The sequence below is a fragment of the Azotobacter tropicalis genome (assembly GCF_059739045.1).
The window spans coordinates 30,422-52,303 of record NZ_AP046061.1; the positions used below are offsets into that span (position 1 = coordinate 30,422).

Consider the following 21,882-nt stretch of genomic DNA (forward strand, 5'->3'; position numbering starts at 1 on the left):
GGTTTGCTGTTTCTGGAGACTCCCCATGGCCCGACTCTCTGCCGCCGTCGCCGGCGGCGCGAACGTGTGCGCCTTTCTGGATCTGATCGCCTGGAGCGAGGGCACGGATAACGGCCGGCAGCCGACCCGAGACTGCGGCTACGACGTGCTGGTAGGCGGCGGGTTGTTCGCCGGCTATGCAGATCACCCGCGTAAGCTGATCAGCCTGCCGCTGCTCGGCATCAAATCGACGGCCGCCGGACGCTATCAGATCCTGTCGCGCCACTACGACCACTACAAGCAGGCGCTGGGCCTGTCGGATTTCAGTCCGATCAGCCAGGACAAAATCGCGCTGCAGCTGATCCGCGAATGCCGGGCGCTCGATGACATCAAGGCCGGCCGCATCGAGCAGGCGCTCCGCAACTGCCGCTCTCGGTGGGCGAGCCTGCCCGGCGCTGGCTATGGCCAGCACGAGCATGCCGCCGATGACCTGCTCGCCCAGTTCATCGCCGCCGGCGGAGTGCTGGCATGAGCCTGCTCGCTACCGCCACGGCGCTGCTGCCGACCGTCGCCGGACTGCTCGACCGGCTGATCCCCGACCCCGAGCAGAAGGCCGCGGCCCAGCTCGAGCTGCTCAGGCTGCAGCAGGAGGGCGCCTTCAAGGAGCTGGACGCGGCCCTGCAGATCAACCTGGCCCAGGCGAAGATCAACGAAGTCGAGGCGGCGAGCCAGTCCGGCTTCCAGGCCGGCTGGCGGCCGCTGGCGGGTTACGTCTGCGTGGCAGGCCTGGCCTACGAGTTTCTGGTCAGGCCGCTGTTGCCGTGGCTGCTGACCGTGGCCGGCACTACCGATGTCCCGCCGCTGCCGTCGCTCGACGACGTGCTGTTCGAGCTGGTGTTCGGGATGCTCGGCCTCGGGACGCTGCGGACGGCAGATCGCTGGAAGCGGATGAACGCGATCACGCCGAAATCGAAATGAAGGAGAGCGGCGGCCCCAGTGTTCCAGCACCCGGGCCGCCGCCGAACCTGCAGACTGTCCCTGCAAGCCCAGCCAAGGCTCCCCGCTCCGTGCACGAAGCGGGCGGGAGCCTATCACCTGTTCTTTTATACAGTAAAGGCTTGCACCTTATGACCAATCCCATCATCCCGTGGATGGGCGGCAAGCGCCGCCTGGCCGACCGCCTGATCCCACTCTTTCCGCGGCATGACTGCTACGTCGAGGTCTTTGCCGGCGGCGCGGCGCTCTACTTTCTTCGGCCCGTTCCCGCGCCCGTTGAGGTCCTTAACGACATCAACGGCGACCTGGTCAGTCTCTACCGTGTCGTGCAGAACCACCTCGAGGAGTTCGTCCGCCAGTTCAAATGGGCCTTGAGCAGCCGGCAGGTCTTCGAATGGCAGAAGATGACCCGCCCGGAAACCCTCACGGATATCCAGCGGGCCGCGCGTTTCTTCTACCTGCAACATCATGCCTTCGGCGGCAAGGTCTCCGGGCAGACGTTCGGCACGGCCACCACCGGCCCGGCCATCAACCTGCTGCGCATCGAAGAAAACCTCTCCGCCGCCTGGCAGCGCCTGGCCGGCACCTACGTCGAAAACCTGCCCTGGCTGGAGTGCGCCAAGCGCTACGACCGGCCGCATACCTTCTTCTACATGGACCCGCCGTATTGGCAGGCCGAAGGCTACGGGGTGGACTTCCCGTTCGAGCAGTACGAGCAGATGGCCGCGTTCATGCGCTCGTGTAAAGGCAAGGTGATGGTCAGCATCAACGACCATCCCGATATCCGCCGAGTCTTCGAGGGCTTCCATATGGAGCGCCTGGATATCCGCTACAGCAATACCAACCAGCGGCAGGGAAAGGCCGAAGTGACTGGCGAGCTGGTGATCATGAATTGGGAGCCGGATGCGCTGGCGGGATTGTTATGAGTTGAGCTCATTGGGGTAAGCCTTTCAGGCGAAAAGCTGTTGCCCTGGCGGCTGACGGTGGCCGGCGTGCAAGACGTGCCGCCACCGCTGGCGGAGCAGAACGGAAGGGTTCAACGGCGAGCCAATCCTTGGATTTCCGATTATGAGTTGGTTTATTACATACCGTACGTAGCCGGGATGGTATGTATCGATCAGCGCCGGCACGTCCGGCACCGCGGCCGAAGTGCTCCGATGGGATAATGAAGCTTTATCCCCGGGCAGCAGGCGCCGGGCAGCAAAAAGCCCGCACGCGGCGGGCTCGGACGGTACGGCGGGTGTACTGCACTCACTCGCCGCTTTGCGCGTCGTTCCACTCGACAAACAGATCGCTCAGCTCGTACAGCGTCATGGCGCTCAGCCAACGGAGCGGAGGAGTCCCAGCTGGGGCGAGCCCGGCCAGGTGGCTGATGAAATCCGGATCGGCCGTCAGCATCCGCAAGGGATTCAGGTACCAGTCGATATGGTCCTCGGCTGGTAGGTAGACCCCCAGCTTTCGCGCCAGGGCGGCCAGGGTGTAGCTGCGGCTGGACACGTCGCCGAGCGGGCTGACGATATGGAACCGCCCCTCCTGGTACTGCAACTGCTCCCCGCCGGCCGCCAGCTTGGCGGCGATCTTCTGTTTCATGGCACTGCGGTTGTGGTCGGACACATTAAGCTCCTTGCTCGCTCCGTTCTTCGGCATGCACTTCCATCGTGCGTCATCCATCATATTCCATGCGTCATGCGTCATGCGTCATGGCTTGTAGCCGGCCTTCTTCAGGGCCGCCAGTACCAGGGCGCTGACGTTGTGGCCGTCCTTCTTGCCCTTGTGCTTGTTCTCCAGCGCCAGCGCCTCCAGCTGCTCGACGACGGTGCTTGGCAGGCTGAGGGTAATCGACCGCCTGCGCTTCGGCTGCTCAGGCGCCTTGGCTGGCTCGGCCTGTATCTCCGGTGCCGACTCGCCCCCGAAGGGACGGTCTGCCAACTCTCGAGCAAGGCGCTCTACTTCCTCATGGCTTGGGGCCGGCTTCGCGCCGGCCCGCTCCCCTGCACGCTTAACGACCATCGCCGAATACCTCATTGCATAACGCTTCGATTTCCGCAGCAGCCTGCGAGTTGTCCGACTCCAGTACCGAGTGGCCGGTAGCCATCACGTCGCGGTAGGCCTTGCGGTAGAAACCCACTGCCTCGATTACCGAAATCTCGGGGAAGTCAGAGATGAACGCCAGGAACTCCTGGCGCTCGGCTTCCCGGACGGAGGGATTGGTGCTGGCCATCGTGTGATAGGCCGCCGCTCGCAAGCCAGGGTTCAGGTCGCGGACCCTGACGAGTTGGTCCTGCAGTTCCGCCAGGGTGTCCAAATCCAGCTGACTGCATTGGTGGGGCGCGATGATGATGTCGGCGGCCGTGGCGCCGGTGATCAGCTCACGGCTGTTGCGCCCCGCTACATCGACGATCACATAGTCAAACTTCTCGCCCAGCGTTTTCAGGGCGCTGGCGATGTTGTCCCGCTTTTCGACCAGGGTGATCGCCGGCTCCAGGCCGGCGGCCTCCCGCTCGGCATGCCAGCGACATGCCGACCGCTGCGGGTCGGCGTCAACCAGGCACACGTCATGCCCACGCTTGGCCAGCGCCACAGCGAGGTTGGTTGCCGTGGTGGTCTTTCCTGCGCCGCCCTTGTTGCTACCAACAATGGTGATCATATACATGAAGTCCTGTTCATGAAGAATGAAGAATGAAGAATGAAGAATGAAGAATGAAGAATGAACCATTGAATCATAGCTCATGCTTCATGTAAGTGAAGTATTACTAATGAAATCATGCGTCATGCGTCATGCGTCATGCGTCATGCGTCATGCGTCATGCGTCATGCGTCATGCGAGATTATGCCAGGACTGCATTCAGGCGGCGCAAGGCCGCATCGGTTGTCTCGCCAGGGTAGGCTAGGCGGCCCAGTTCGGCCTCGCTGATGGAGCGTGGTTTCTCTAGGTCGAGAGACGCTTTGGCTTTTGTGGGGGTCTTGCGCTTGGCTGCCCCTTGGGGGCGAAGGTGAAGATCAGGTGGCTAACCGTCCGTCCGGTCTTACGCTGGGTCCAGGACACCTTCAGCGGGCTATGCTCGTTGATCTGTTCGACGGCGGGATCAAGCACCCATTTTTTGAAATCCTTGATTGATTGATACCGGTCTTCAAGCTGGAGCCATTCGCGCAGCTGCTCAATCTCAAGCTCCCGCTTCCCTATACTGTCCCACTGCATCAGGATCTCGAACAGCCGGATTGCATAGGCGCTGGTCATCTTGGCCACGTCGGATAGCGCATAGCGGGTGAACTGCTCGGTCAGTTCGGACAGATAGGGGAGGATGGTCTTTCCGAAACGCAGCTCTACCCGGCCTTCCCCTGGCTTGTAAACGACATCCTGCACCCAGCGTGTCACCTGCCTTTCCGGATGTTTTTGCCCGTCTGGCTGCTTGAGGATCGTTATCCGACGCTCGAACAAGCGCTCAGCCGCGGCGCTGAGATCACGATAGGCGCCCTCCATGCTGGTACCGCACATTTCCGCAATCTCCGCCGCGCTCACGCTGTACAGCGTCTCATCGGTCAGGGGCTGGCCCCGGTGTAAACGAGAGATCGCGGTTAGCAGTATTCGCTGCTCGGCAACGCTCAGGCGATACGATGCCTCGATGATGTGATTCGACTTCACTACTTGGGGGTCTTGGGATGACAGATTATTGGCCACGAACGTACTGCCTTATGATAGGAGATTTATTCAGTTCTCCCATAATACCAACAATCCCTCCCTTTTTGGCTAACAATCCCTCCCTTTATAACTAACAATCCCTCCCCTTTTGACTAACAATCCCTCCCTTAATTGGCGCTGTAGCCCGCGGCTGGTGCGGCCTGCAGCCTGCCTAAAAGCTTTTAAAAGGAAAAGTAAAAAAAGGGTTTCGCCCTTATAGGGCTGTGGAAAAGCACAAAGCAGGGCTAGAAGAAGGGCTTAAACTCCTCCGCTCCACTAGCTAACAATCCCTCCCTTAATGAGCCTGGAAGCCGCGGGTGGCGTGGTCTACAGCAGACCTGTGACACATTTCCAATTTCTCCCTGCAAGACAACCAAAACCTCCCTTTATTGGGCTAGCCAGCCAGTCGTGACCGACGTATTTCTGATGCAATCGCATTTTTTCAAATCGGAAATCATCGATGCGGCTTCAGCGGAAATAAAAAAGCCCCGTGCAAGACGGGGCCTTGTTGATGCCGTATACGCTCAGGTCAGGCTCTTGATCGCTGCTCGGCCTGCTCCGGCGCTGATCCCCTTTCGCTGATGCGGCAGCCTGCGGTATATAGCGCCTCGATTCCTGCGAGCGTGTCCCATACTCCCCCGCTTCTGGCGGATTCCTCGAACAGCACCAGCATTTCAGCCTGGGCCGCTATGCGATCCTCTGCAGCGGCCTGCTCCGGCGCTGCAGTGTCGCCTGCCGCTTGATGTCGCAGCGGACTGAGCAGCCGCTTCCGCTTCAAGTAGTCCACCGCTTTCGCGGCAAGTGGCTCGTCATGGCCGGCCTCTTTGGCTGCAATGCGATCCAGCCGCTCGATCTCCGCCAGAATCAGTGCCCCGGCCTTCACCAGGTCGCGGCGTGCACTGGTGGGCTTCCAGTGTGATTCGCTCCACGGCCATCGCGGCGGTGGGATGGGGCTGGTATGGCCGATGGCGTGCCAGTAGGCCGAGGTGGCGTAGCTGGCTGCGGCGCTGGCGAGTTGTCCGCAGGTGTATTGGTCGTCGTGCTCGGGGCACCATTGTTCCTGCTCGATCTGCCGGTGGCGTTCGGCGATCACGTCGACAGCCGCTGGGCTGGCCGGATGGAGGTAGAGCGGTTTCAGCTGCTGTTCGCCGTTGGTCGCGGCGTCGAGTTTCGAGCGATAGACGCCGGCGGCGCCGAGCCAAGCGTAGGGATGTGCTGAGTGCCCTTTGCGCAGTGCGTCGTTTTCGGCGCTGAGTTGGTCGCGCTGCGCCATGAGCTTCCGGCCGGTTTCGGTCAATGAGTCGATTGCGGCTTGCTGTTCAGTTTTCATGCCGCGGCCTCCTGCTGCTCGGGGGCCAAGGTGGCGGCCAGGTCGCGCAGCTGCTGGGCATTGGTGCGTGCGTGGCGGGCCTTGGTGGTGGCAGTCATGGACTCCCAGGTGGTGGCGGCCATTTCGAGGTTGTTGGCGGCCTGGCGCAGCAGCGCGGCGTGCCCGGTGTTCAGGCCCTGTGCCGCTTCAAGGCGCAGGGTGATTTCCTCCAGGGCCTCGGCCGCCTGCCGGCGTTCGCGGGGGCGTTCGTTCTGCACCTGACGAAGCTCGGCCTGGGTGGCGGCGAGGATGCGTTCGGCGCTGGTCAGGCGCTGGCCGGCCTCGAGCAGCTCAGCGGTAAATTGCTCGCGGGCGGCGTCGTGGCCGTCGCGGTGGCCGCGTTGCAGGCCGAGGCGGATGCCTTCGGCTTTGCCGGCAGTTTTGCCGGTTAGGTAGCAGGTGGCGGTGGTTAGAGCGGTAGATAGGGTGATGCCAATCACGGTGGCAATATCGGTGGGTGCGATTTCCATGTGGTGTGCTCTGCAGGTAGCCGGGCTGCCGGTGGTGGAGACAGCCGAACTTGGTTGAGTTGCGGTTGGGTTATTCCTGCCCGCTGCCATCCGGTGGCGACAGACGGCGGGCGAGTTCTTCGTCGGCCAGCCAGGCGCGCTCTTCGATGTAGGCGGCCAGGTGGCGGAGGTGGACGTACTGCTGGCGGTTGTTGGTGGTCACCAGCGAGATAAGCGGGAGCGGGATGCGTTTGGTGCCGACTTCTGCCTTGAACGTCTGCTCGTTCATGTTGCGGAAGTAGCGCGCGCGCAGCTGTTCGAGGGGTATCAGCTCGTCGCCGAAGATCTTGAACAGCCGGTCGAGCGCATCCTGAGGCGGAGCGATCGCCAGGCGCAGCGGCGGCTGCTGGATGCGGTCATTGGGCTTGGTCACGGTTTCTTCTTCCTTGCCCGGAGGTTCCAGGCTGACTCGACGTGATCTTTCACCAGCTCGCGCAGTTCCTCTGGCACCTCGGCGAGCGCCTGCTGGCGTTCTTCCTTGGTGCGGAGGACGAGGATCTGCGCGGCGTATTGCCTAGGCGACATCGCGGCCTTCCCGCTCGAGCGGAGGCGGCGGCAGGTCGATATCCAGTTGCGCGGCCAGCCAGTACAGGCCGGCCCGCGTCACCCGCGTGGAACGGCTGTACTGCATGCCCAGCGTCGGGTGATACCAGTGGCCTTCGTGGACCGTCAGGTGCAGGCGGTCGCGCTCCGGGTGGGCCGGCAGGTTGCCGGCGTCGAGCAGGCCGGAGGTACGCATCCGCTTGATCAGCTGCGGGCGGCTGATGCCGAGGCGCGCGGCGGCGTTGGCGAGTGTGTGGGCCATCGGCGGACCTCTCAGGCAGCGCTGGCCGCCGGGGTGGCGGCGAGGGACAGGTGCTCGATGGCCTCGACGATTCGCGTGTAGGCCTTGTTCTCGTTCTCGTAGTTGGTGAGCAGGATGGTGCGCGGTCGCGATTCGCCGATGGCCAGGATGCCGGTGACGCCCGGCCGGGGCCGGTTGCGGTGGATGGCGACGCGGATCGGGTAGGCGTGGCCCAGGTGCAGGTCGAGGAAGCCGCCGCGCTTCACGACATGGCGCAACTGCTGTTCCTGTTCGCTGTCGAGCAGCGGCTCGTCCTCCGGCGGGATGACGGCGACCACGCGGACCGGGGCCGGCTCGGCGGAGTCCAGGCGGCCGTTGGCGATGGCCTCGACGAAGTCCGCCAGCAGGTGCGCCGGGCGAAACTCGCCGTGATGCAGGGTGAGGCTGTGGCGCTGGCCGCCAAGCTCGACGGTTGCCTCGGTGCTGGACGGGCCGCGCTCGACCTTCAGGCGGAACATGATGCTGTGCCGGGAAAAGGCCGAGCGGCAGGTGTGGTTGAAGCTGCCGTTCAGGTTGAGCTGGGCGGCGAGCAGGGTCAGGGTCTGGTCGCTGAGGGTGAAGGTGTTCATTACGCGGCATCTCCGCCGAAGGGGTAGTCGGAGGAGGGCGCAGCAGCTTTGAGCCTGGGCTTGCCGCCGTTGATGATCACAAGGCGTTTGGTGTCGGCCTGGAGCTGCTCGAGCAGCCGACGGTTGGAGGCGCACGCTGGGTGGACGTGCAGGGTTGCTGTGGTGTGCATGTTGACCTCGGCTCTATGGTGAAGAGACAAGGTCATTAAAGTGTTCTTACGAATAAGCGTCAATCAAACTTAACGATATTATTTAAGAAAACTTATTTTATGGCTAATTTGATCCTGCTATTCAAAGATGGCTTTTTGCCAAAAATCCTCACTGATTATGGCAATTTTGCATCCATTTTCGCGCAATTCGACTGCCTTCTTGATCTTGTTTCCATAGCTGCTATGCAGCCACTGCTCATTGCCAACGCTGCCTACCACCAAAAAATTGATCTTTTTGCTGACGCTTGCTCCGATCAGGCCGCCCCGCTCGATGACCAGTGCCTCGCACTCTTTTCGAGGGCCGTAGGCCATGACACCAGTGAAAATGAATATGCGCCCATGCCAAGTGAGCGTTGGGGCGGGCTTGTCGAGAGGCAGGGTTGTGGAGGCGATGAAGGGGTGGGAGGTGCCAAGCTGCAGGCCTGAAAACTGTTGCAGCATGTCGAGCAGTTCGGCTGACTCTTCTTGATCGAGGATGCCGTCACTCAGCATGTCTGCCAAGCGGCGGTAAAGGATATTCACAACCGGGTCATCGATGTGGTTGAGGTTGCCCTCGATCCAGCTTTTTAGAAATGTGGCCTCGTGCTGGTTGATCGATCCGTCGGCTGTCATGCCAGCGGCAAGGCCAATCAAGGCATCTACAGAGCGCCTATCGATCCGCTTCTCATGAAAAAAGCGACTATTCCTGAACTCCTGGTGCAGGTCCACCATCCGAGCTTTCTCCCTTGTCGTCATTGTCGGTTTGTTGGTTCGCGTATTTAGAGTGATCGGCGGTATAGGTCAAAATCATGCCCGTGCGGGTACAGGTGATTGTAAGCTCTGCGCCCAGGTCGATATTCAGATCCTCACCACGCAAGCCTTGCCATTCGGCGAGATAATTGAGTGATCCGAATTTCTCTCGCTTTTTCAATTGACGGCTGACGCCACCTTTCCAGGCTGAGGGCGGCAGTTCTCCAGCTCTGCATTTTTCGACCAGTCCTTCATCTGCGGCAGCCTTGGTTCTGCCATTTTCCCAGCACTTGATTAGGCCTCTGTCTTCCGCGGCCCATGTTTCATGCCATGACAGTCCTGTTCTGATTGGAGTGCTGATGTCTCGGCGGATCTTCATCCGTGGCTTCCTGCAAGGGGGGTTATAGAGCGCCGCCATGCCAGACAATGCGGCCGATGATCTGTAGATGGCCGACTTCGGTGTCGGTGGCGATTTCGTCAGGGTATTGGCGTTTGTCTTCGTTGTCGCTGCGGATGACCCAGCCATTGGTCATTGTCAGGATCAGGCGCTTGATGATCAGTTCGCCATCTGGCCGACGAATAGCGTAGATATGTCGGTTCTGGGGAGTGGTCTGGCTTTCATCGAGCAGCACCACATCTCCATCATCTATCGTGGGGGCCATGCTGAAGCCGCTGGCGTAGAACACGCTCAAGTTGCCTTCCTTGAGGCCCATGCGTTTTAGCCAATCGCGCTTGAAGACCAGGCTTCCCTTTACCTCGACGTGGTCATTCATATGGCCATTGCCGGCCGAGCCTTTCGCTGTGTGCTGCGGGATCAAGGCGTAATCGGTATCGGTGACATTGTGCCTCTGCTCTCCCGTGCCCTCTGCAAGCCACTGGGCTGAGACGTTGGTTGCTCTAGCCAGGGGGAAAAGGTGCTCAGCCTTAACACTGCCAATGCCGTCTTTGAGCTGGCTGATGCGAGCTGCGGAAATACCAATTTCCTTGGCTAAATCGCCTGGCTTTTTGCCGCATGTGGTGATCGCGTAAGCGATGCGTTCTGAGATTGTTTGCATTAAGAGAGCTTAACCAATGTTAGGTTAAGTTTGCTTTTGTGGTTGCAATGATTTTTTAAATGCTCTTAAATTTTGGGCAAGGCTTAAGGAGGTAAAAACATGCTCATAACTGACGCCGTAGCCTACTTTGGGTGTAAGTCAAAGCTTGCTGCTGCGCTTGGCATATCGCCCGCCGCTGTTTCCCAGTGGGGCGAACGTGTTCCGCAAATGAGGCAGTATCAGCTTCAGATTTTGTCTGGTGGGAAGCTCCTAGTAGGCGACTCTGCAGGATCTTGCAGTCCTGATAAAAACCAGGCGGCCTAACCAGCCGCCCGGCCTGCCCAGCGTCCTCACCACAAGGGCTCCGGGCGATGTGGTTGGCATGCCACCGAGCACACCACGTACCAACGGCATGCCATCCACATCCACCAGGGCACGGATGCCCTGGGTTGCCAGCTTCTCCACCACAGAGGGGCTGGCTGTCACGACGGGTGGCAGCAGGAGCTTCTACCCGTCGCTCGGGAGCAGGCGGCATCTCCACCATAGAACCGTCGCCTGCCAAATGTGACCACGCTTGCGAGTGACCACGGCGCGACTGTATCAGAGCAGGCGGGGCGTGGCACTGGCAGCATCGGGGAGTAAATGCCAATGCGACGTTCGTTCGCCGATCAATTCGAGCGCCTTGACCGGGAGGTGATGACCCTGCCGGATGCGCTCTATCTCGTTTCCCGCAATGAGTCGATGTGCCGCGGTGGAGTGACGGGCTTTGCCTATGCCTTCAACCGCAATCCGACGACCATGGCGCACAAGTTCGACGCAGGCCACCCAGGCCATAACCTCAATACCATCGAGCTGATGGACTTTCTGCGCTATGTGAGCCCCGAGGGGCGTGCGATCGTGCTGGATAGCTTCCATGCAGAACTCGGCGACTCGCAGTGGTTCAGCACCGCTCCCTATGAGGAGGAGGCTGAGGTGACCTTGCTGGTGGCCGGCGCCGGTGAGGTGCTGCACACGGCTGCAGACGCCGCGCAGACGGTGGCCTCGCATATCTCCGATGGAAAGATCGATGCGCAGGAGCTGGGCGAAGCCCGCAAGCTCGCGGCCCGCATTGTACGGGTGGGGGTTGGCCTGTGGCGCCGAGCGCTGCATGTCCATATGAGCAACCAGGGAGCGGAGGCCTCTCATGGTTGAGCGCATGGACGACGTTCTGGAGCAGTTCCGGCAGTTCGGCCTGGAGGTCGAGCTGCCGCTTTGTTTCGGCAAGCTGACCCGGGTGAAGGCCGAGGGCGACAAGGGCAAGGCCCGCACGGGCTGGTACATCGTCCACGAGTACCGGACCGAGCAGGGCGAGACGCTGGTCTTCGGCGCCTACGGCAACTGGCGTCTGGGGGCGTCGGAGAAGATCAAGATCAAGGGCGTGCGGCTGACCGACGAGGAGCGCGAGCTGATGCGCGCCCGCCAGGAGGAGGCCAAGCGCCGGGCCGCGGAGGCGCAACGGCACGCTGCGCGGCGCGCGGCCAGGCGGGCAGCGGCCTTGTGGCCAAGGATGGCGGAGAAGGGCGCGAGCGCCTATCTGCAACGCAAGCAGGTGGTCGGCTTCGGGGTGCGCTATGCGCCGAGGAGCGGGGCCGTCCTGGTGCCGATGCGTACCGCCCGCGGCGAGCTGGCCGGGCTGCAGGTGATCTACCCGCAGAAGCAGGAACAGTTGGGCCGCGACAAGACCTACTGGCCGGCCGGCATGGCGAAGGAGGGGGCGTTCCATCTGATCGGCCCGCACCCGGAGCCGGGCGAGCCGCTCTTGTTGTGCGAGGGTTACGCCACCGGCGCAAGCCTGCACATGGCGACCGGCTGTGCCGTGGCGATCACCTTCGACGCCGGCAACCTGCTGCCGGTGGGCAAGACGCTGCGGGAGCAGTTCCCCGGCCGGCCGCTGATCTTCTGCGCCGACGACGACTGGAAGACCACCCGCCCGAACGGCGAGCCGTGGAATCCGGGCGTGGAGAAGGCCACGAACGCCGCCACCATCCTCGGCGGCCAGGTGGTGGTGCCGGTGTTCGGCGCCAGGCGCGAGGAGAAGTGGACCGACTTCAACGATCTGCACGTCGTCGAGGGGCTGGAAACGGTGCGCCGGCAGGTGCTGGCGGTGGTTCGTCCGCCGGCGGCCGGCGGCTGGAAGGACAAGCTGCAGCGCAGCGAGTCCGGCGCCTTGATCGCCCATGCCTTCAATGTGGCCCTGATCCTGGGCAATGACGAGCGCTGGGCCGGGGTGATCGCCTACAACGCCTTCAGTTCGAAGATCGTGAAGCGCCGTTCGCCGCCCTATGGCGGCGGAGTGGGAGAGTGGAGCGACCTGGACGATGCGCGCGTGGTGATGTGGCTGGCCGAGCAGTACAACCTGCGGGTGAAGGCGCCCAGCGTGGTCGAGGCGGTCAGCGTGGTCGCCAACGACCATGCCTTCCACCCGGTGCGGGAGTATCTGCAGGGGCTGGAATGGGACCGGGTGGCGCGTCTGGAGAGCTGGCTGCATCTGATCTTCGGCGTGCCGCTGTCGCCCTACAGCATGAAGGTGGGCAAGCGCTGGCTGATCTCGGCCGTGGCGCGGGTGATGAGGCCGGGCTGCAAGGCGGATGCGGTGCTGATCCTCGAGGGCGCGCAGGGTGCGGGCAAGTCCACGGCGCTGTCGGTCCTGGGCGGCGAGTGGTTCATGGATACGCCGTTCAACCTGGGCGACAAGGACGGCTTCCAGGTGATCCGCGGCAAGTGGATCGTCGAGCTCGGCGAGCTGGACAGCTTCAACAAGGCCGAGTCGACCCGGGCCAAGCAGTTCTTCTCGGCGTCCGTCGATACCTACCGGGAGAGCTACGGCCGCCGGGTGCTGGACGTGCCACGCCAGTGTGTTTTCGCCGGCACGACCAACCAGGAGGAGTACCTGAAGGACACCACCGGCAACCGTCGTTACTGGCCGGTGACCTGTCAGAAGGTGGAGCTGGAAGCGCTGCGGGAGCTTCGCGACCAGTTGTGGGCCGAGGCGATGTTCCGCTTCCAGGCCGGCGAGGGCTGGTGGGTTGAGCGGGGCGAGGCCGACCAGTTCGCCGAGGAGCAGGATGCCCGCTACACGGTGGACCAGTGGGAGCACCCGATCCGGGAGTGGCTGGAAGATCCGTCGAGGGGCGAAGCCGTCACCGGCGACCAGGTGTTGCGCGGCGCGCTGAACCTGGACTACGGGCACTGGGGCAAGCCGGAGCAGATGCGGGTGGGGCACATCATGCATCGCTTGGGCTGGCGGCGTAAGCGGCTGCCAGCGTCGACGCGCAGCGGTGTTCGGCCGTGGGGTTACCAGCGGCCGGCCAGCTGGAAGGTCGCCAGCGAGCCGGAGGAGACGCCGTTTTGATCAAGTCTATCGACGACGTGCTCAAGCGCTGGGGCGAGCAGGTGGATGGTTATGCGGGCGGCTTCGGCGGCGGCAACCTGATCGCCATGCTGATGGACTGCCGGGGCGAGCTGATCCGGGGTACCCGAGGGAGCCGGGTGCTGATGGATGATGACCTGGCCCAGGTAGATCTGGTGGTCAACGGTTTGCGCTATGACCTGTTCCGCCTGGTGCACGAGCATTACCGTGGTGATCCGTTGAGCACGGTGGCTCAAAAGGCCAGTGCGCTGGGCTATCCGCGCATCGATGCCTATTACCGCGCGCTGGATACGGCGCATCGAAATATCTTGGCCGAGCTGCGGAAGAGGATGGCGGCGTGAGTCTGCCTGTCGCTGTCCGGCTGCCTTGCCTTGTCCCGCTAGCGTTTTCGCTGGCGGGCCGCCTGCGGGCTGCGTGGTTTCTGGCGTTGTCCCACTGTCCCACCTGCAACGCACCCGCGCAGGTGGGCGCGCATAGTGAATGCGCGCATTACGCGCAGCATTCTTTAGCCCTATACGCGATAAATCATGAGGACAGGTAGGACAGTAGTACAAGGCTAATAAATTCAATGTGTTATAGCGTCTAGCCTGTTTTTTTAAGGTGAGTCATACAGGGCAGGGAAGGAAAAAGCTGAAATCCAATAGGGAGAATTTACGACGTACCAAGGATGTTCAGCGGACGTAACAGGGATATTGATGGGATGGCAGCGAAAAGGGATTGCTGCCATGCGAATCGAGGGGTAAAAAGTCGTCATTCTTGTATAGGTGCGAGCACAGCAAGCGGCTCCACCCGATCCAGCAAACCCGGCCATCGCGCCGGGTTTTTATTTTCTCCCGGTGCTGTGGGGTTCCCCGCCCTGGTCACCTGCACCACGCCGGCGTCAGCCGGCACCTATCACTGCGGCCGGCCTGGTCGCTCTTGCCCGCTCCCCCTGCGGGCTTTTTTCTTCGAGGAGGACCGGCATGGCGGTCGAGCAAGGAGTCCAGCCGTCACTGGCTGATTTGCCCACCTGGATGCTGCTCCTGATTGCGGTAGCCGGTCTGGTCGGCGAGATGCGCCAGGCGGATGCCGCCGGCGTGGCGGTCGGCGAGATCGTCAAGCGAGTGCTGTTGCGGTTTGGGTCGTCTGCGCTGTTCGGCATGGCGTCGCTGTTCATCGCGCACTCGCTGATCGGTGATGTGTGGATCTCCGGCGGCATCGGCATTGTGGTCGGTCTGCTGGGGGCGGATATCGCCGGGGCGCTGTATGCGCGCTGGCTGGCGAAGCGGGCGGGGCTGGGTGATGTCGACTCGCGGGCCTGACCGGCGCGGCACGTCAGCCTCGCGGGGCTACGGCTATCGCTGGCAGCTGGCTCGGGAGGATCACCTGCGCCGGCATCCCTGCTGCTCGATGTGCAGCACCGAGGCGCGGCCCGTGCCGGCTTCGGTCGTCGACCACAAGCAGCCGCCGCGTCTGACCGAGGCGAAGGCGAGCGGTGATCCTGCGCAGATCGCCGAGGCTTGGCGGTTGTTCTGGTCGCGGGACAACTGGCAGTCGCTGTGCAAGCACTGCCACGACTCGGTCAAGCAGCGCCTGGAGAAGTCTGGGCGCTTGGCCGGCTGCAGCGCTGACGGCAGGCCGCTCGATCCTCGCCACCACTGGAACCGCCAGGGGTAGGGGGGGTGAAAAACTTCAGACCCTTTCCGTTCTAGACCGCGCCCTGAAGTCTTCTCGCAACGCCGGGAAAAATGGGGGTGCCCCCTTTCCGGATAAAGGTGTCCCTACATGAAATCTGAGGTGTTCTTATGGCTGGGAATTCGAATTCTGGCCGCCCGCCGAAACCGGCGGTAGTCCATCTGCTGACCGGCAATCGGAGCAAGCGCAATCTCCATGAGCTGCAAGATGAGGCCGCCAATCCAGCGGTTCCAGTAGCTGCGCCAGACAAGCCCGATTGGTTGGATGAGGATGCCAGTCGTGAATGGGATCGGCTGATTGAGGATCTGCTCACGCTGGGCTTGGTTTCTCGCCTGGATGGCCAAGCTCTGGCGCAGTACTGCGAGGCGGTGACCGAGTATCGCCGGTTCACCTTGCTGATTCGCGAGTTCAATAACAGCGCGCTGACGCCGCGCGGTGGTGATGTGCAGACATACCGCACAGGCGCCAAGGATCTCTCCATCTGGCGCAAGCTGCGCAACGACGCCCAGCGCCGGGCCGATGATATTGGTCGCCAGTTCGGGTTCACGCCGCTAGCGCGTCGGGGGCTCAAGCCTGCCGCGCCCCAGGGTGAGCTGTTCCCCCATGAGCCACGAGACGCCGCAGACCGATACTTCTCCTGATCGGGTCAGCGCCTTCGCCCAGGCCGTGCTGGCCGGCAAGATCGTCGCCGGTCCGGACGTGCGCAACGCCTGCCGTCGGCACCTGCGCGACCTGGAGGCCGGCGCCCTGCGCGGGCTGGTCTGGAACCAGGAGGCGGCCGACCGGGCCATGGGCTTCTTCGAGGACGTGCTCTGCCTCAACGGCGGCGACTACGAGGGGTTGCCCTTCATCCTCGCGCCCTGGCAGGCCTTCGTGGTCGGCAGCCTGTTCGGCTGGTACACAGACGACGGCTACCGCCGCTTCCGCACGGCCTACATCGAGACCGGCAAAGGGTCGGGAAAGTCTCCGCTGGTGGCCGGCATCGGCCTGTACGGGCTGATGGCCGACGGTGAGCAGCGCGCCGAGATCTACGCGGCGGCGACCAAGAAAGACCAAGCGCAGATCCTGTTCCGCGACGCGGTGAGCATGGTCAACATGTCCAAGGCGCTGCAGAGCCGCTTGGTGCAGTCTGGCCGAGACGAGAAAGTCTGGAACCTGTTCTACCCGAACACCAACAGCTTCTTTCGGCCGATCAGCTCCGACGAAGGCCAGTCCGGCCCGCGTCCGCACATCGGCCTGCTCGACGAGCTGCACGAACACAAGACGGCCAGTGCCGTGAACATGATGCGCGCCGGCACCAAGTTCCGACGCCGCGCGATGATCGTGATGATCACCAACAGCGGCTCGGACAAGAAGACCGTCTGCGGCCAGTATCACGACCTGGGCGTGCGCGTCTGTGCTGGCCAGGAGGACAACGACACCCTGTTCGCCTTCATCTGCTCGCTTGACGAAGGCGACGACCCGTTCAAGGACGAGGCCTGCTGGCCGAAGGTCAACCCCTCGCTGGACTTCATCCTCGAGGGCCAGACCGACGGCATCCCCGGGCGCAAGTACCTGCGCGAGCAGGTGCAAGAGGCGCGCGGCCTGCCCGCCAAGGAAGCGGTGGTCCGGCGCCTCAACTTCTGCGAGTGGACGCAGGCCGATTCCCCCTGGATCAGCTGGGACGTCTGGAGCCAGGCCGAGGAGCGCGTGCCCATGCGGGTGCTGCGCAACCGCCCGGCGGTGGCCGGCCTCGACCTGTCGAGCACCACCGACCTGACATCCTTCGTCCTGCTGTTCTACCCGACGGCCGCCGATCCGCACTGGCGGCTGCTGCCGTACTTCTGGATTCCCGACCATCAGCTCGAGGAGCGCGAGCGGCGGGACAAGGTGCCCTACAGCGTCTGGATCAAGGACAAGCACCTGGAAACCACGCCCGGGCGGGCGATCAGCAAGCTGCACGTTTTGCGCCGGCTGCAGACCATCTGCGACTACTTCGAGGTGCGTCAGATCGCCTACGACCGCTGGCGGATCGAGGACCTGCGCGAGCTGATGAGCGAGCACGACATCGTCCTGCCGGAGATGGTCGGCTTCGGCCAGGGCTTCAAGGACATGGGCCCGGCGGTCGACGAGTTCGAGCGCCGCCTGCTCGGCCAAGCGCCCGAGCCCGAGGGCGAAATCATCGACCTGGACCCGGACGACTACCAGCTGCTGGCCAGCGAGGCGCCCGAGGTCGAGACCCTGCGTCACGACGGCAACCCGGTGCTGACCTGGAATGCCGGCAACGCCGTCACCGTTTCCGATCCGGCGGGCAACCGCAAGGTCGACAAGGTCAAGGCCATCGGCCGCATCGACGGCATCGTGGCGGCACTCATGGCCACCGGCGTCAGCGGCTCGGCCGCGGGCGACGGCGGCTCCTCCATCTACGACGAGGGCGTAGGCATATGACAATCGTACTGGTGCTGCTGTCCTGGCTCGCCGGGCTGGCCGGCTTCGGCCTGCTGGTGTTCGGCGTGGCCCTGTTCCATCTGCCCTTGGCCTTCATCGTGGCCGGAGTTGGCTTGCTGGCCTGGGCCTGGCGGGCCGACCAGGCCGTGGCGCACCTCAAGCGGGGAGGCTGAGCATGTTCTTTTCCAGCCTGCTGGGCGCCGGGCAGGGCACGCTGACCAATCCGGACAGCGGATTCTGGCGTGGCCTGATCGGTAGCGGCCGCACCAGTGCCGGCGTTACCGTCACCCGGACAGCGCCCTGGCCCTGCCGATCCTGCAGAACTGCGTCACCCTGCTGGCCGAGAGCGTCGCCCAGCTGCCGCTGGAGCTGTACCGCCGGCAGGACAACGGCCAGCGCGAGGCGGCCATCAACCATCCGCTGTACGACGTGCTGCGCTACCAGCCCAATGGCTTCCAGACGCCCTACGAGCTGCGCGAGTGCCTGCAGATGGCCGCCGGCCTGCGTGGCAATGCCTTCAGCCTGATCGAGCGCCGCGGCGACGGAAACGTCATCGGCCTCTGGCCGCTGCTCAACGACAAGGTGGTGGTCTGCAAGGGCGCCGACCTGCTGCCCTACTACCAGGTCGGCAGCTTTGCCGAGCGTCTGCCGATGCGGCAGATCCACCATGTGCGCTGGATCAGCGGCAACCACTACACCGGCCTGTCGCCGATCGAGCTGCATGCCGACGCGGTGGGGCTGGCCCAGGCCGTGCGCCAGTACACCGGCAAGTCCTTCGCCAACGGCGCGGCCGTCTCCGGTGTTATCGAGCGCCCGCGCGAGGCCTCGGCGATCAAGGACCAGGGCACCATCGACCGCATCCTCGACCAGTGGGGCAGCAAGTACGGCGGCATGGACAACGCCAAGAAGGTGGCCCTGCTGCAGGAAGGCATGACCTTCAAGCCGATCTCCATGACCAACGTCGATGCCGAGATCGTCGGCGTCCTCAAGCTGACGGCCGTCGACGTGGCGCGATCTACAAGATCCGCTGCCCATGGTCAACGACTTGGAGAAGGCCAACTACAACACCATCGAGCAGTTGCTGATCCAGTTCGTGGTGTTCGGCCTGCTGCCCTGGGTGAAGCGGCACGAGCAGGCGATGATGCGCGACTTCCTGCTGCCGGCCGACCGGCGCACGCACTTCATCGAGTTCAACCTGTCCGGCCTGCTGCGCGCGACCAGAAGAGCCGCTACGAGGCCTACGCCATCGGCCGCCAGTGGGGTGGCTGAGCGTCAACGACATCCGCAGGCTGGAGAAACATGCCCCGGTCACGGGCGGCGACATCTACCTGCAGCCGCTCAATATGGTCGACGCTGGCAAGGGTACGCCCGACCTGACCAACCCCAACACGCGGGCGCAGCTCGAGCTGCAGCAGCGCGAAATCGAGAGGATCCTGGCGCAATGAAACACTACCTGCGCACGTCCAGCCTGCTGTTCAACCAGCCGCTACTGGTCGCGCCCGACATGCTCGATCTGGGGGTGCGCTGGGCAAACCAGGCGATGAACCTCAACATCGTCAACATCGGCGCCGCCGGCAACGCCAAGCTGATGGAGGACGACGACAGCTATGCCGAGCGCCTGGCCGTCGCTGAGGAGCAGCGCCGCGCCGCCATCGCCAAGACAGGCGTCGAGGTGCTGCCGGTGCACGGCGTGCTGGTCAGCCGCGGCAGCCACATCAACGCCTGCGAGACCATGACCAGTTACGAAGGCCTGCGGCAGCAACTGCGCCAGGCGGTCGCCGACCCGCTGGTCGAGCATATCGTGCTGGACATCGACACCCCGGCGGCGCCGCCACCGGAGCCTTCGAGCTGGCCGCCGATATCCGCGCCCTGGCCGGCAGAAGCCCATCACCGGCATCGTCAACTACATGGCCTACAGCGGCGCTACCTGATCGGCAGCGCCTGCAGTGAGCTGGTGGTCAGCCAGACCAGCGGCGTCGGCTCCATCGGGTGATCGCCAGCCACATGGACCGCTCCAAGATGGAGGAGAACATGGGGGTGAAGGTCACCACCGTGTTCGCCGGCGCCCACAAGAACGACCTCAGCCCGCACGAGCCGCTCAGCGACCAGTCGCTGCAGTACCTGCATGACCTGGTGCAGGAGAGCTACCAGCTGTTCGTCAGCGCCGTGGCCGAGTATCGCGGCCTGCCGGTCGAGCGGGTGATCGCCACCGAGGCCGGCCTGTTCCGCGGCAAGGCGGGCATCGCCGCCGCCTGGCCGACCGCCTGCAGAGCCCGCAGGACGCCGTCGACGACCTGTCCCGGGCGGTCGCCCTCAGCCGCTCCACCCGCCAGGGCGGTCGCATCGGCCTGCGTGCCGCCGCGCTCGACATCCAATCCGACTCTGACCGCGTTCGCGGCAGTCAACCAGCCCGCCCGTGGGGCTTTTTCATGCCCAGGAGGCACGCATGTCCTTGTACTTCAACTGCGCAGCGAACGCGCCAAGCTCAACGACGAGCTGCAGGCCCTGGCCAAGCTCGAAGCCGGCGGCGAGACGCTCAGCGCCGAGCAGCTGGCTCAGTTCGCCGAGCTGGAATCCGGATCAATGCCCTGACCGACAAGATCGGCCGCGCCGAGATTGCCGAGCGCGCCGCCGCGGCTGCCGCCGTGCCGGTCGTCGAGAGCGCCCAGGGCATCGCCGGCCCGCCGGCCGGCGCATCGAAGGCCCTACGCGCCAAGCCGTGGCCGGCGCAAGATGGCCCAGATGGTGCGCCTGCTGGCCGCGGCCCAGGGCAACCAGCAGCAGGCCGCGCAGATGGCCCAGCAGGGCGGCTACTCCGCCGACGTGCCATGGCCCTGTCCACCGTCACCGCCGGCGCCGGCGGCGTGCTGGTCCCGAGAACTTCGCCACCGGTCATCGAGGCCTGCGGCCGAAGTCCGTGGTACGCGCATGGGCGCCGTCAGCCTGCCGCTGAACAACGGCAACCTGACCCTGCGCGCATCACGGCAACACCAGTGTCGGCTACGTCGGTACCGAGACGACATCCCGCTGACCGCATGACCTTCTCCGCCTCAAGCTGTCGGCGAAGAAGGCGGCCGCCATCGTGCCGATCTCCACGATCTGCGGCCTTCTCCGGCGTCAACCCGCGGGTCGATCAGCAGGTGGCCAGCGACCTGACCGTCAGCATGGGTCTGTCCGAGGACCTGCACTTCATCCGTGCCGACGCTCCGGCGTACTGCCAAGGGCCTGCGATACTGGCGCCGCGGTAACTGGTGCCAATGCCCGTTGGCACCGCCCTGGCGGATATCGACCTGTTCCTCGGCGGCTGATGCTGCGCCTCGAGGCGGCCAACGTCGACCTGTCCGCCTGTGGCTGGCTCATGGCGCCGCGCACCATCCGCTGGCTGCAGACGCTGCGTGACGGCAACGGCAACAAGGCCTACCCGGAAATCGACCAGGGCAGGCTCAAGGGCTACCCGTTCGCGCTGACCACCAGATCCCGACCAACCTGGGCGTCGGCCCAACGAGTCGGAGATCTACTTTGTCAACTTCGCCGACTGCTACATCGGCGGGGGGAGACCTGGTCATCAGCTTCAGCCAGGAAGCCTCCTACAAGGACGGCGAGGGCAACTGGGTCAGCGCCTTCCAGCGCGACCAGACCCTGGTGCGCGTGATCGCCAAGCACGACTTCGGCCGCGCCACGTCGAGTCCGTCGCGGTCGGTACCGGCGTCACCTGGGCACCGGCATGTGATTCCGCGCTCCGCCTGAGTGCGGGGCGCATCCTTCCGCTTCCCTGATTGCCCATGAGCAAGCTGACCCCTGTCACCTCACCAAGTCCTGGCGCGGCTACAGCGCCGGCGAGATTGCCGGCTTCACGCCGCGAGCAGGCCAGGCGCTGATCGACGGCGGCGTGGCCACCAAACCCGGTCAGCCGCCGACCAAGGCCAAGGCGACCCCCGCCAGGCCGAAGTGCCGGCGCCGGCCGATCCGGCGGTTGTCGAGCGCCGCCGACGACGAGAAGCCCTGATGGCCCGGCGGATCGCCTACACCGGGGCGCCGGTGCTGACCCTGGAGCAGGTGGCCGAGCAGTGCCGCCTCGATCCGCCGACTGCAGCAGGTGCTGATCGAGCAGATCATCATCCCCGGCATCACCGCTCAGGCCGAGGCCGCACGGCGCCGCGATCCGCGAAGCCGAGTACGAGGAGGATTGGCCGGAGCACTACGATTCCGCCATGCCTCGATGTGGGCCAGGCCAGCGAGGTGCTGTCGGTCGGAGAGTGCAGGCGGACGGCAACAGTCACTCCATTGACAGTTGCCCGCTTCCTGCAGCGCGGCGCCGAGAGAGCTTCCTGCACTTCCCAGACGGTCGCCCGCCCGGCGTGCTGCGTATCCGCTATAAGGCCGGCGCCGACCTGGACGCCTACGCGGCGCGCGCAGCTGGCTGCTGATGCAGGCTGCCACCGCCCATGAGTTCAG

The 21,882-nt window shown here is 63.9% G+C and carries 31 protein-coding genes and 2 pseudogenes; 18 read left to right on the forward strand and 15 right to left on the reverse strand.

Features of this window, described 5'->3' with window-relative positions:
- Positions 1 to 25 precede the first annotated feature (25 nt).
- From Atro_RS24040 to Atro_RS24050, 3 genes are all read left to right on the forward strand, one after another.
- The gene (locus Atro_RS24040; RefSeq protein WP_497928023.1) at positions 26 to 511 is read left to right on the forward strand and encodes a glycoside hydrolase family 24 protein; all 486 of its coding nucleotides are present in this window, start codon (positions 26 to 28) and stop codon (positions 509 to 511) included.
- Positions 508 to 957, forward strand: a complete 450-nt coding sequence (locus tag Atro_RS24045) for a holin family protein (protein ID WP_497928024.1) — start codon at positions 508 to 510, stop codon at positions 955 to 957. The genes Atro_RS24040 and Atro_RS24045 overlap by 4 nt, the downstream gene beginning before the upstream one ends.
- A 149-nt stretch (positions 958 to 1,106) precedes the next feature.
- Positions 1,107 to 1,901 (forward strand): DNA adenine methylase, encoded by a 795-nt coding sequence (locus Atro_RS24050; RefSeq protein WP_497928025.1) that lies wholly within the window; start codon positions 1,107 to 1,109, stop codon positions 1,899 to 1,901.
- Positions 1,902 to 2,226: 325 nt separating this feature from the next.
- Here Atro_RS24050 and Atro_RS24055 read toward each other — a convergent pair whose 3' ends face one another.
- From Atro_RS24055 to Atro_RS24120, 14 genes are all read right to left on the reverse strand, one after another.
- The gene (locus Atro_RS24055; protein ID WP_497928026.1) at positions 2,227 to 2,589 is read right to left on the reverse strand and encodes a hypothetical protein; all 363 of its coding nucleotides are present in this window, start codon (positions 2,587 to 2,589) and stop codon (positions 2,227 to 2,229) included.
- Between the two features lie 84 nt (positions 2,590 to 2,673).
- Positions 2,674 to 2,985, reverse strand: a complete 312-nt coding sequence (locus Atro_RS24060) for a hypothetical protein (RefSeq protein WP_497928027.1) — start codon at positions 2,983 to 2,985, stop codon at positions 2,674 to 2,676.
- Positions 2,975 to 3,628, reverse strand: coding sequence for an AAA family ATPase (locus Atro_RS24065; protein WP_497928077.1), 654 nt, complete (start codon positions 3,626 to 3,628; stop codon positions 2,975 to 2,977). Before Atro_RS24065 ends, Atro_RS24060 begins: the two co-directional genes overlap by 11 nt.
- Before the next feature lie 276 nt (positions 3,629 to 3,904).
- Complete coding sequence (locus Atro_RS24070) at positions 3,905 to 4,654, reverse strand: RepB family plasmid replication initiator protein (protein ID WP_497928028.1); 750 nt, start codon at positions 4,652 to 4,654, stop codon at positions 3,905 to 3,907.
- A gap of 529 nt (positions 4,655 to 5,183) precedes the next feature.
- Positions 5,184 to 5,984 carry a hypothetical protein gene (locus Atro_RS24075; protein ID WP_497928029.1) on the reverse strand — a complete coding sequence of 267 codons (801 nt, stop codon included), beginning with the start codon at positions 5,982 to 5,984 and terminating at the stop codon, positions 5,184 to 5,186.
- Positions 5,981 to 6,493: a hypothetical protein gene (locus tag Atro_RS24080; protein WP_497928030.1), complete on the reverse strand. Its 513-nt coding sequence runs from the start codon at positions 6,491 to 6,493 to the stop codon at positions 5,981 to 5,983. The genes Atro_RS24075 and Atro_RS24080 overlap by 4 nt, the downstream gene beginning before the upstream one ends.
- Before the next feature lie 70 nt (positions 6,494 to 6,563).
- A complete protein-coding gene (locus tag Atro_RS24085; protein ID WP_497928031.1) occupies positions 6,564 to 6,905 on the reverse strand; it encodes a pyocin activator PrtN family protein in 342 nt (113 codons plus the stop codon).
- The gene (locus Atro_RS24090) at positions 6,902 to 7,057 is read right to left on the reverse strand and encodes a hypothetical protein (RefSeq protein WP_497928032.1); all 156 of its coding nucleotides are present in this window, start codon (positions 7,055 to 7,057) and stop codon (positions 6,902 to 6,904) included. Before Atro_RS24090 ends, Atro_RS24085 begins: the two co-directional genes overlap by 4 nt.
- Positions 7,047 to 7,337: a phage antirepressor KilAC domain-containing protein gene (locus Atro_RS24095; RefSeq protein ID WP_497928033.1), complete on the reverse strand. Its 291-nt coding sequence runs from the start codon at positions 7,335 to 7,337 to the stop codon at positions 7,047 to 7,049. The genes Atro_RS24090 and Atro_RS24095 overlap by 11 nt, the downstream gene beginning before the upstream one ends.
- Positions 7,338 to 7,348: 11 nt before the next feature.
- Complete coding sequence (locus Atro_RS24100) at positions 7,349 to 7,945, reverse strand: hypothetical protein (protein WP_497928034.1); 597 nt, start codon at positions 7,943 to 7,945, stop codon at positions 7,349 to 7,351.
- Complete coding sequence (locus tag Atro_RS24105; RefSeq protein ID WP_497928035.1) at positions 7,945 to 8,115, reverse strand: hypothetical protein; 171 nt, start codon at positions 8,113 to 8,115, stop codon at positions 7,945 to 7,947. The genes Atro_RS24100 and Atro_RS24105 overlap by 1 nt, the downstream gene beginning before the upstream one ends.
- A 117-nt stretch (positions 8,116 to 8,232) precedes the next feature.
- Positions 8,233 to 8,865 carry a BRCT domain-containing protein gene (locus Atro_RS24110; RefSeq protein ID WP_497928036.1) on the reverse strand — a complete coding sequence of 211 codons (633 nt, stop codon included), beginning with the start codon at positions 8,863 to 8,865 and terminating at the stop codon, positions 8,233 to 8,235.
- On the reverse strand, positions 8,834 to 9,262 hold the full coding sequence (locus Atro_RS24115) for a hypothetical protein (protein WP_497928037.1): 429 nt from the start codon (positions 9,260 to 9,262) through the stop codon (positions 8,834 to 8,836). Before Atro_RS24115 ends, Atro_RS24110 begins: the two co-directional genes overlap by 32 nt.
- Positions 9,263 to 9,284: 22 nt before the next feature.
- Positions 9,285 to 9,938 carry an XRE family transcriptional regulator gene (locus Atro_RS24120; protein ID WP_497928038.1) on the reverse strand — a complete coding sequence of 218 codons (654 nt, stop codon included), beginning with the start codon at positions 9,936 to 9,938 and terminating at the stop codon, positions 9,285 to 9,287.
- A gap of 99 nt (positions 9,939 to 10,037) precedes the next feature.
- Here Atro_RS24120 and Atro_RS24125 point away from each other — a divergent pair, with 99 nt between their 5' ends.
- The 15 genes and pseudogenes from Atro_RS24125 to Atro_RS24195 all read left to right on the forward strand — a co-directional run bounded on the left by Atro_RS24125 (position 10,038) and on the right by Atro_RS24195 (position 21,174).
- Complete coding sequence (locus Atro_RS24125; protein WP_497928039.1) at positions 10,038 to 10,241, forward strand: Cro/CI family transcriptional regulator; 204 nt, start codon at positions 10,038 to 10,040, stop codon at positions 10,239 to 10,241.
- A gap of 324 nt (positions 10,242 to 10,565) precedes the next feature.
- Positions 10,566 to 11,108 (forward strand): hypothetical protein, encoded by a 543-nt coding sequence (locus Atro_RS24130; RefSeq protein WP_497928040.1) that lies wholly within the window; start codon positions 10,566 to 10,568, stop codon positions 11,106 to 11,108.
- Positions 11,101 to 13,308 (forward strand): VapE domain-containing protein, encoded by a 2,208-nt coding sequence (locus Atro_RS24135; protein WP_497928041.1) that lies wholly within the window; start codon positions 11,101 to 11,103, stop codon positions 13,306 to 13,308. Before Atro_RS24130 ends, Atro_RS24135 begins: the two co-directional genes overlap by 8 nt.
- Positions 13,305 to 13,667 (forward strand): PA0613 family protein, encoded by a 363-nt coding sequence (locus Atro_RS24140; protein WP_497928042.1) that lies wholly within the window; start codon positions 13,305 to 13,307, stop codon positions 13,665 to 13,667. The genes Atro_RS24135 and Atro_RS24140 overlap by 4 nt, the downstream gene beginning before the upstream one ends.
- A gap of 621 nt (positions 13,668 to 14,288) precedes the next feature.
- On the forward strand, positions 14,289 to 14,627 hold the full coding sequence (locus Atro_RS24145; RefSeq protein ID WP_497928043.1) for a phage holin family protein: 339 nt from the start codon (positions 14,289 to 14,291) through the stop codon (positions 14,625 to 14,627).
- Positions 14,608 to 14,982, forward strand: coding sequence for an HNH endonuclease (locus Atro_RS24150; RefSeq protein WP_497928044.1), 375 nt, complete (start codon positions 14,608 to 14,610; stop codon positions 14,980 to 14,982). The genes Atro_RS24145 and Atro_RS24150 overlap by 20 nt, the downstream gene beginning before the upstream one ends.
- Positions 14,983 to 15,110: 128 nt before the next feature.
- On the forward strand, positions 15,111 to 15,641 hold the full coding sequence (locus Atro_RS24155; RefSeq protein ID WP_497928045.1) for a phage terminase small subunit P27 family: 531 nt from the start codon (positions 15,111 to 15,113) through the stop codon (positions 15,639 to 15,641).
- Positions 15,604 to 17,427, forward strand: a complete 1,824-nt coding sequence (locus Atro_RS24160; RefSeq protein ID WP_497928046.1) for a terminase large subunit — start codon at positions 15,604 to 15,606, stop codon at positions 17,425 to 17,427. The genes Atro_RS24155 and Atro_RS24160 overlap by 38 nt, the downstream gene beginning before the upstream one ends.
- Positions 17,424 to 17,600, forward strand: coding sequence for a hypothetical protein (locus tag Atro_RS24165; protein WP_497928047.1), 177 nt, complete (start codon positions 17,424 to 17,426; stop codon positions 17,598 to 17,600). Before Atro_RS24160 ends, Atro_RS24165 begins: the two co-directional genes overlap by 4 nt.
- Positions 17,601 to 17,602: 2 nt before the next feature.
- Positions 17,603 to 18,872 (forward strand): annotated as a pseudogene (locus Atro_RS24170) (phage portal protein).
- Positions 18,869 to 19,420, forward strand: a complete 552-nt coding sequence (locus Atro_RS24175) for a Clp protease/crotonase-like domain-containing protein (RefSeq protein ID WP_497928048.1) — start codon at positions 18,869 to 18,871, stop codon at positions 19,418 to 19,420. The pseudogene Atro_RS24170 and the gene Atro_RS24175 overlap by 4 nt, the downstream one beginning before the upstream one ends.
- Positions 19,421 to 19,431: 11 nt before the next feature.
- Positions 19,432 to 20,019 (forward strand): S49 family peptidase, encoded by a 588-nt coding sequence (locus tag Atro_RS24180; protein ID WP_497928049.1) that lies wholly within the window; start codon positions 19,432 to 19,434, stop codon positions 20,017 to 20,019.
- A 150-nt stretch (positions 20,020 to 20,169) separates the two neighbouring features.
- On the forward strand, positions 20,170 to 20,466 hold the full coding sequence (locus Atro_RS24185) for a hypothetical protein (RefSeq protein WP_497928050.1): 297 nt from the start codon (positions 20,170 to 20,172) through the stop codon (positions 20,464 to 20,466).
- 319 nt (positions 20,467 to 20,785) lie between these two features.
- Positions 20,786 to 20,839: pseudogene (locus Atro_RS24190) on the forward strand (hypothetical protein); the annotation flags it as partial.
- Positions 20,840 to 20,946: 107 nt separating this feature from the next.
- The gene (locus tag Atro_RS24195; protein ID WP_497928079.1) at positions 20,947 to 21,174 is read left to right on the forward strand and encodes a hypothetical protein; all 228 of its coding nucleotides are present in this window, start codon (positions 20,947 to 20,949) and stop codon (positions 21,172 to 21,174) included.
- Between the two features lie 159 nt (positions 21,175 to 21,333).
- On the opposite strand, the gene Atro_RS24200 is transcribed toward Atro_RS24195, so the two are convergent.
- Entirely contained in the window at positions 21,334 to 21,546 is a 213-nt protein-coding gene (locus Atro_RS24200; RefSeq protein ID WP_497928051.1) for a hypothetical protein, read from the reverse strand.
- Positions 21,547 to 21,882 lie beyond the last annotated feature (336 nt).

What these genes read in the sequence shown, in the direction of transcription:
- Atro_RS24040 (WP_497928023.1), top strand. Translation starts at nt 26, where the DNA reads ATGGCCCGACTCTCTGCCGCCGTCGCCGGCGGCGCGAACGTGTGCGCC.
- Atro_RS24045 (WP_497928024.1), top strand. Translation starts at nt 508, where the DNA reads ATGAGCCTGCTCGCTACCGCCACGGCGCTGCTGCCGACCGTCGCCGGA.
- Atro_RS24050 (WP_497928025.1), top strand. Translation starts at nt 1,107, where the DNA reads ATGACCAATCCCATCATCCCGTGGATGGGCGGCAAGCGCCGCCTGGCC.
- Atro_RS24060 (WP_497928027.1), bottom strand. Translation starts at nt 2,985, where the DNA reads ATGGTCGTTAAGCGTGCAGGGGAGCGGGCCGGCGCGAAGCCGGCCCCA.
- Atro_RS24065 (WP_497928077.1), bottom strand. Translation starts at nt 3,628, where the DNA reads ATGTATATGATCACCATTGTTGGTAGCAACAAGGGCGGCGCAGGAAAG.
- Atro_RS24075 (WP_497928029.1), bottom strand. Translation starts at nt 5,984, where the DNA reads ATGAAAACTGAACAGCAAGCCGCAATCGACTCATTGACCGAAACCGGC.
- Atro_RS24080 (WP_497928030.1), bottom strand. Translation starts at nt 6,493, where the DNA reads ATGGAAATCGCACCCACCGATATTGCCACCGTGATTGGCATCACCCTA.
- Atro_RS24090 (WP_497928032.1), bottom strand. Translation starts at nt 7,057, where the DNA reads ATGTCGCCTAGGCAATACGCCGCGCAGATCCTCGTCCTCCGCACCAAG.
- Atro_RS24095 (WP_497928033.1), bottom strand. Translation starts at nt 7,337, where the DNA reads ATGGCCCACACACTCGCCAACGCCGCCGCGCGCCTCGGCATCAGCCGC.
- Atro_RS24100 (WP_497928034.1), bottom strand. Translation starts at nt 7,945, where the DNA reads ATGAACACCTTCACCCTCAGCGACCAGACCCTGACCCTGCTCGCCGCC.
- Atro_RS24105 (WP_497928035.1), bottom strand. Translation starts at nt 8,115, where the DNA reads ATGCACACCACAGCAACCCTGCACGTCCACCCAGCGTGCGCCTCCAAC.
- Atro_RS24110 (WP_497928036.1), bottom strand. Translation starts at nt 8,865, where the DNA reads ATGGTGGACCTGCACCAGGAGTTCAGGAATAGTCGCTTTTTTCATGAG.
- Atro_RS24115 (WP_497928037.1), bottom strand. Translation starts at nt 9,262, where the DNA reads ATGAAGATCCGCCGAGACATCAGCACTCCAATCAGAACAGGACTGTCA.
- Atro_RS24120 (WP_497928038.1), bottom strand. Translation starts at nt 9,938, where the DNA reads ATGCAAACAATCTCAGAACGCATCGCTTACGCGATCACCACATGCGGC.
- Atro_RS24125 (WP_497928039.1), top strand. Translation starts at nt 10,038, where the DNA reads ATGCTCATAACTGACGCCGTAGCCTACTTTGGGTGTAAGTCAAAGCTT.
- Atro_RS24130 (WP_497928040.1), top strand. Translation starts at nt 10,566, where the DNA reads ATGCGACGTTCGTTCGCCGATCAATTCGAGCGCCTTGACCGGGAGGTG.
- Atro_RS24135 (WP_497928041.1), top strand. Translation starts at nt 11,101, where the DNA reads ATGGTTGAGCGCATGGACGACGTTCTGGAGCAGTTCCGGCAGTTCGGC.
- Atro_RS24145 (WP_497928043.1), top strand. Translation starts at nt 14,289, where the DNA reads ATGGCGGTCGAGCAAGGAGTCCAGCCGTCACTGGCTGATTTGCCCACC.
- Atro_RS24150 (WP_497928044.1), top strand. Translation starts at nt 14,608, where the DNA reads ATGTCGACTCGCGGGCCTGACCGGCGCGGCACGTCAGCCTCGCGGGGC.
- Atro_RS24155 (WP_497928045.1), top strand. Translation starts at nt 15,111, where the DNA reads ATGGCTGGGAATTCGAATTCTGGCCGCCCGCCGAAACCGGCGGTAGTC.
- Atro_RS24160 (WP_497928046.1), top strand. Translation starts at nt 15,604, where the DNA reads ATGAGCCACGAGACGCCGCAGACCGATACTTCTCCTGATCGGGTCAGC.
- Atro_RS24165 (WP_497928047.1), top strand. Translation starts at nt 17,424, where the DNA reads ATGACAATCGTACTGGTGCTGCTGTCCTGGCTCGCCGGGCTGGCCGGC.
- Atro_RS24175 (WP_497928048.1), top strand. Translation starts at nt 18,869, where the DNA reads ATGAAACACTACCTGCGCACGTCCAGCCTGCTGTTCAACCAGCCGCTA.
- Atro_RS24180 (WP_497928049.1), top strand. Translation starts at nt 19,432, where the DNA reads ATGGACCGCTCCAAGATGGAGGAGAACATGGGGGTGAAGGTCACCACC.
- Atro_RS24185 (WP_497928050.1), top strand. Translation starts at nt 20,170, where the DNA reads ATGGTGCGCCTGCTGGCCGCGGCCCAGGGCAACCAGCAGCAGGCCGCG.
- Atro_RS24200 (WP_497928051.1), bottom strand. Translation starts at nt 21,546, where the DNA reads ATGATGATCTGCTCGATCAGCACCTGCTGCAGTCGGCGGATCGAGGCG.